Source organism: Saccharothrix coeruleofusca (genome assembly GCF_014648515.1).
Classification (GTDB): domain Bacteria; phylum Actinomycetota; class Actinomycetes; order Mycobacteriales; family Pseudonocardiaceae; genus Actinosynnema; species Actinosynnema coeruleofuscum.
Window position 1 is genome coordinate 182,307 of the sequence record NZ_BMRG01000005.1, and the last position, 4,768, is coordinate 187,074.

The following is a 4,768-nucleotide window of genomic DNA, read 5'->3' on the forward strand; positions in this document are numbered from 1 at the left end:
ACTTCCCGCAGCACGTGGGAGAGCCACGCGCTGGCTCGCACCACAACTGATCCACATCGAAGGACAGAAGCATGAAGCGCAGCAAGGCGTACAAGAACGCCGCCGAGCTGGTGGACCGGGAGCGGCTGTACTCGCCGCTGGAGGCCGCCAAGCTCGCCAAGGAGACCTCCAAGGTGAAGCTGGACGCGACCGTCGAGGTCGCCATCCGGCTGGGCGTCGACCCGCGCAAGGCCGACCAGATGGTCCGCGGCACCGTGAACCTGCCGCACGGTACGGGCAAGACCGCCCGCGTGATCGTCTTCGCCACCGGTGACAAGGCCGCCGAGGCCGAGGCCGCCGGTGCCGACGCGGTCGGCTCCGAGGACCTGATCGAGCGCATCCAGGGTGGCTGGCTCGACTTCGACGCCGCGATCGCGACGCCGGACCAGATGGCCAAGGTGGGCCGCATCGCCCGCATCCTCGGCCCGCGCGGCCTGATGCCGAACCCGAAGACCGGCACCGTGACGCCCGACGTCACCAAGGCCGTCTCGGACATCAAGGGCGGTAAGATCAACTTCCGCGTCGACAAGCAGGCGAACCTGCACCTGGTCATCGGCAAGGTGTCGTTCGAGCCGGAGAAGCTGGTCGAGAACTACGCCGCGGCGCTGGACGAGATCCTGCGCGCCAAGCCGTCCGCGGCCAAGGGCCGGTACCTGAAGAAGGTCACCGTCTCCACCACCATGGGCCCCGGCATCCCGGTCGACCCGAACCGCACGCGCAACCTGCTCGTCGACGAGGCCGCTGTCTGACGCCCCGCCCCGAGCGACGAAGAGCCCCCGGCCTCCCGCCGGGGGCTCTTCGCGTTCACCGGCCCGCGCAGGTCTCGGCCCGGTAGCCGCTGATCACCCAGGCGCCGCTGGGGGAGAGCTTGGTGAGGGTGAAGCGGCCCAGTCGCGGCCCGCCCGCCACGGCCAGCTCGCACGAGCTGACCTCGGTGGTGCCGCCCGGCGGCGTGCCGAGCATGTGCTGGGGGAACTGCGGCTGCTCGTACTGGGCCACGTTGGTGACCTGCTCGTGCAGCCGGGCGACGGCGGCCTTGCAGTCGGCGGCGCCGACGGAGGCGGTGAACGCCTCGCGCGCCACCCCGTCCTCGGCGAACAGCCTGCACGCCTCGTCCTGGTTGTCCAGCGCCACGTGCCCGTAGAGCTTGGCCACCGTGCCCAGGTTGCCCCACGGGGTCTGCGGGGCGATCGGGTTGTTGGTCACGCCGCCGCTGTCCACGGCCACGTCGCCGGGGTCGTCGCCGCCGAAGTACCGCTCGTAGAAGTACATGCCGACGAGCAGGGCGATCAGCAGGTACACCAGTCTGCGGACCAGCTTGCTGCCCAGCAGGACCTGCCACAGGGGTTTGCGCGCGGGGGCGGGTGGCGGGGCGGGTTGGCCCGGTGGGAGGGCCTGACCGGGTGGCAGGGCGGTGCCCTGCGCCTGCTGGAAGCGCTGGAACTCCTGGAAGCGCTGGAACTCCTGGAACTGCCGCAGCTGTTCGGGGTCGAGGTCCGGGGGCCGCTGCTCGTCGGTCACGGATCACATCATGGCCGATTTTGCGGTCGGAATGCGGTCGGCTACGCTGGGGGTGTTCCACCAAAGACCGCTGGTCTCCTCACGCCCTCGTGGCGGGGGGACGAAGGTCCCGCGAGCACCGCGGGCGGCCCGCGCAGGAGGACGAGGAGAGCTTGGCGCGTTCGCACGCGCCTGTCCGCCCTTGTGCTGCTGCGCAGGGGCGTTTTTCGTGCCTGGACGCGGAACCTCTCGGCTCGACCGGCGTCACCTCGAAGCCCTAGAGAGGAGGCGATCATGGCGAAGCCCAGCAAGGTTTCGGCCGTCGCCGAGCTCACGGACAAGTTCCGGGGCAGCTCGGCCGCTGTCGTCACCGAGTACCGTGGCCTCTCCATGGCGCAGCTCACCACGCTGCGTCGCGCTCTCGGCGCGGGCACCACGTACACCGTTGCGAAGAACACGCTGGTCAAGCGTGCCGCTGAGGACGCGGGCGTCGCGGGTCTGGAAGACCTGCTCGTCGGTCCGACCGCCATCGCCTTCGTCGAAGGCGAGCCGGTCGACGCGGCGAAGGCCCTGCGCGACTTCGCGAAGGACAACAAGGCCCTGGTCATCAAGGGCGGCTTCATGGACGGCCGCCCCCTCACGGTCGAAGAGGTCACCGCGATCGCGGACCTCGAGACCCGCGAGGTGCTGCTCGCCAAGCTGGCGGGCGCGATGAAGGGCAACCTGGCCAAGGCCGCGGGGCTGTTCAACGCCCCGGCTTCCCAGGTCGCTCGCCTGGCCGCCGCTCTGCAGGAGAAGAAGCAGTCCGCCGAGGGCGCCGACGCTCCCGCCGCAGAGCCCGCCGAGAGCTGATCAACACCCGACCACACTCCGCGTCCGGCCGCAGTACGGGCGTTGACTAGAAAGGACCGCCACCATGGCGAAGCTCAGCACCGACGAGCTGCTCGACGCGTTCAAGGAGATGACCCTCCTGGAGCTGTCGGCGTTCGTGAAGCAGTTCGAGGAGACCTTCGAGGTCACCGCCGCGGCTCCGGTCGCCGTGGCCGCCGCCCCGGCCGCCGGTGGCGCCGCTGCCGCCGCCGAGGAGGAGAAGGACGAGTTCACCGTCGTCCTCGAGGGCGCTGGCGACAAGAAGATCCAGGTCATCAAGGTCGTCCGCGAGGTCGTCTCGGGCCTGGGCCTGAAGGAGGCCAAGGAGCTGGTCGAGTCCGCTCCGAAGCCGCTGCTGGAGAACGTGGCGAAGGACGTCGCCGACGCCGCCAAGGAGAAGCTCGAGGCCGCCGGCGCGAAGATCTCGCTGAAGTGAGCCGAGGCCCTCAGGGCCTCTGACCAGGGCGGGCACCCATCGGGTGCCCGCCCTGTCGCTGTTTCCGGGGACCGTTACTGGTCTGCAACCCCGCGGACCTGACTGGCCAGTAACCACGGCGTCGCGGGCTCGTTGCACCGTCATGACGCCCGTCACGCGGGCGTCGCGGCGAGGTGGCCGGGAACGGGAGGTGCGATGGGCGTCGAGGTGGTCGTCGAGGGCCTGACCAAGTCCTTCGGCAAGCAGACCATCTGGCGGGACCTGACCCTCACCCTGCCCGCGGGCGAGGTCAGCGTGATGCTGGGGCCGTCCGGCACGGGCAAGTCGGTGTTCCTGAAGTCCCTGGTCGGCCTGCTCAAGCCGGAGCGGGGCAGGATCGTCATCAACGGCGTGGACCTGCTGCGCTGCTCCGAGCACAAGCTCTACGAGATCCGCAAGCTGTTCGGCGTGCTGTTCCAGGACGGCGCCCTGTTCGGCTCCATGAACCTGTTCGACAACGTGGCGTTCCCGCTGCGCGAGCACACCCGCAAGACCGAGGCCGAGGTCCGGCGGATCGTGCTGGAGAAGATGGAGATGGTCGGCCTCGTCGGCGCGGAGAAGAAGCTCCCCGGCGAGATCTCCGGCGGGATGCGCAAGCGCGCCGGTCTGGCCCGCGCGCTGGTGCTGGACCCCGAGATCATCCTGTGCGACGAGCCGGACTCCGGGCTGGACCCGGTGCGCACCGCCTACCTCAGCCAACTGCTGATCGACCTGAACTCGCAGATCGACGCGACCATCCTGATCGTCACGCACAACATCACCGTGGCCCGCACGGTCCCGGACAACCTGGGCATGCTGTTCCGCCGCGAGCTGGTCATGTTCGGCCCCCGCGAGGTGCTGCTGACCAGCGACGAGCCGGTGGTGGAGCAGTTCCTCAACGGCCGCAGGCTCGGCCCGATCGGCATGTCCGAGGAGAAGGACCAGGCCACCATGGCCGCCGAGCTGGCGCACAAGCAGGCCGGGCACTCCGACGGCTCGCCGGACGAGGACGTGCGCGGCGTGGTGCCGCAGCTGGAGCCGACGCCCGGCCTGCCGCCGCGCGGGGCGGTGCGCCGCCGCAAGGACCGGGTGATGCGGATTCTGCACACCCTGCCGCCGCAGGCCAGGGAGGGCATCATCGCCAGCCTCACCCCCGAGGAGCGGCAGCGCTACGGCGTGTCCGCCGGGCAGCCCGAAGGGGTGCGGTGAGCGGGCGGGCGGCCTTCCCCGGCGCGGGCGCGCTGCGGGAGGCGGGGCAGCTGTTCGGGCTGGGCGCGGACGTGGTGCGCAACACCTTCCGCCGCCCGTTCCAGCTGCGCGAGTTCATCCAGCAGTGCTGGTTCGTGGTCAGCGTGACGGTGCTGCCCACCGCGCTGGTGTCCATCCCGTTCGGCGCCGTGATCGCGCTCCAGATCGGGTCGCTGACCAGGCAGATCGGCGCCCAGTCGTTCACCGGCGCGGCCAGCGTGCTGGCGATCATCCAGCAGGCCAGCCCGATCGTGACCGCGCTGCTGATCGCGGGCGCGGGCGGCTCGGCGATCTGCGCGGACCTGGGCTCGCGCAAGATCCGCGAGGAGATCGACGCGATGGAGGTGCTGGGGGTCTCGCCGATCCAGCGCCTGGTGGTGCCCAGGGTGCTGGCCGCGATGCTGGTCAGCGTGCTGCTCAACGGCATGGTCAGCGTGGTCGGCGTGATGGGCGGCTACTTCTTCAACGTGATCCTGCAGGACGGCACGCCCGGCGCGTACCTGGCCAGCTTCTCCGCCCTGGCGCAGCTGCCGGACCTGTGGATCAGCGAGATCAAGGCGCTGGTCTTCGGCTTCATCGCGGGCATCGTGGCCGCCTATCGGGGGCTCAACCCGGCGGGCGGGCCCAAGGGCGTCGGCGACGCGGTCAACCAGGCCG

Annotated in this window: 6 protein-coding genes; 5 read left to right on the plus strand and 1 reads right to left on the minus strand. The window is 70.5% G+C overall.

Annotated features, from left to right (window positions below):
* Nucleotides 1-71: 71 nt before the first annotated feature.
* Nucleotides 72-788, plus strand: coding sequence for a 50S ribosomal protein L1 (gene rplA, locus IEZ00_RS16345; protein ID WP_189224116.1), 717 nt, complete (start codon nt 72-74; stop codon nt 786-788).
* 55 nt (nt 789-843) lie between these two features.
* Here the strand turns inward: rplA and IEZ00_RS16350 are convergent, their stop codons facing one another.
* Complete coding sequence (locus IEZ00_RS16350; protein ID WP_189224117.1) at nt 844-1,560, minus strand: hypothetical protein; 717 nt, start codon at nt 1,558-1,560, stop codon at nt 844-846.
* Between the two features lie 273 nt (nt 1,561-1,833).
* On the opposite strand from IEZ00_RS16350, the gene rplJ reads away from it, so the two are divergent.
* The 4 genes from rplJ to IEZ00_RS16370 form a co-directional block, all read left to right on the plus strand.
* Nucleotides 1,834-2,391, plus strand: a complete 558-nt coding sequence (gene rplJ / locus IEZ00_RS16355; RefSeq protein WP_189224118.1) for a 50S ribosomal protein L10 — start codon at nt 1,834-1,836, stop codon at nt 2,389-2,391.
* A 64-nt stretch (nt 2,392-2,455) separates the two neighbouring features.
* Nucleotides 2,456-2,845 (plus strand): 50S ribosomal protein L7/L12, encoded by a 390-nt coding sequence (gene rplL, locus IEZ00_RS16360; RefSeq protein ID WP_189224119.1) that lies wholly within the window; start codon nt 2,456-2,458, stop codon nt 2,843-2,845.
* Nucleotides 2,846-3,040: 195 nt separating this feature from the next.
* Complete coding sequence (locus IEZ00_RS16365; RefSeq protein WP_189224120.1) at nt 3,041-4,072, plus strand: ABC transporter ATP-binding protein; 1,032 nt, start codon at nt 3,041-3,043, stop codon at nt 4,070-4,072.
* Nucleotides 4,069-4,768 (plus strand): MlaE family ABC transporter permease (locus IEZ00_RS16370; RefSeq protein ID WP_229795794.1); only part of this gene is annotated, 700 nt, incomplete at its 3' end. The genes IEZ00_RS16365 and IEZ00_RS16370, both read left to right, overlap by 4 nt.